This window comes from uncultured Helicobacter sp. (assembly GCF_910577135.1).
Lineage (GTDB): Bacteria > Campylobacterota > Campylobacteria > Campylobacterales > Helicobacteraceae > Helicobacter_C > Helicobacter_C mastomyrinus.
On record NZ_CAJTLL010000038.1, the window covers coordinates 1 to 1,308 of the forward strand.

The following is a 1,308-nucleotide window of genomic DNA, read 5'->3' on the forward strand; positions in this document are numbered from 1 at the left end:
CTAAAACACATAGCCCAAAAGTGCGCTTACACCATAATAATAAAGATTATCCGCTTGATTGATAGCTGCTTTAAAATACCCATCAAGTCCTAATTGTATCTTACGTCTTGGCTCAAATCTCGCACCTATACTCAATCCTATACGATTATCATAGGGTTTATCAAAGCTTAATTTTTCTCCCCCGATAAATTGCAACTGCAGCTTTTGTGTGCTCAATAAAAACTGCTCATAGTCCAACCCAAAAAGCACATATTTACTCCTATCTATGCGATATGCCCCATCTAAGCCCACGCCTAAACTCATAAAATACGCATTGTATTGTGGCATAGATAAAGCCTTAGCCTTATCTGTAATACCTGATGTGAGGGCATTTTCTGTAAAGCCTGAAAACATATTATAACTTTGCAAAAGCCTAAAATAAGGCTTTAAGGAGCTTCTTCCTCTATTTGCTCCTAAACGATAGCCTAGCTTTGTATCTAAACTCACTTGATTAGTGCGATATGTGGCTTCAAAGATTTGATTAGCCGCAGTGTTGAGCTGTATCTTGCGTTTGCTATCAAGTGAGGAGGTAAAATAGCCTACATCAACATCTAGCTCAAGTCTATTATGAGGGAGCAAATACAAATGATAGTTTGCCCCAAGTCCAGAACTATAACTTTTATTGCTAAAAGAAGATTCTAAAAGTGTGTAATCCTGCCCCTTGCTTCGCATACTCCCATAGGTATAACCTCCATATACTGATAGCACAGCTTTTTTTATTTTAATATACGCTCCTAATCGCACTCCAGCAAATCCTCCATTTGCACTACCTAAGATACTCCTTGTAATAGCCCCCGCATCAGCACCCAAAGGTGAGTTGCTTTGAGTGCTTATAGAAACTGCACTAATACTACCCTTAAGCACATCAAGCCCACTAAAAGGCGTAGAGATAAATTGTGAAAACAGGGCATTATTCAGTCTATTTACATCACTTGTAACACTTTGAGTGTTTGCTCCTGCAATAGTATAAATATCCTCTCCTAAAGCATTTACGATAGCCTTTTGGTTAGATTGAAGTGTGGCATTAAAACTATCAATAACATCTTGTTTGATATTTACTATCACTTCTCTCTTATCAGTGCTCAATGTAGCAGTAGCAAATTCTGTATTGCCATTCAGTAATGCGACACTACCCCCACCGCTCAATGTGCCGCTAATAAGTGTATGTGTGCCTCCACTTGCTCCTGCCATATTGTAAATAATGCTTCCGCTATTATTGACATTGCCTGTAAATGCACCCATTTTGCCATTATAGACACCAAAAGTGAT

Annotated in this window: 1 protein-coding gene; it reads right to left on the minus strand. The window is 38.5% G+C overall.

Annotated features, from left to right (window positions below; all coding sequences use genetic code 11):
- A partial coding sequence (locus QZ289_RS10375) for a hypothetical protein (protein WP_295702306.1) occupies positions 1-1,308 on the minus strand: 1,308 nt, incomplete at its 5' end.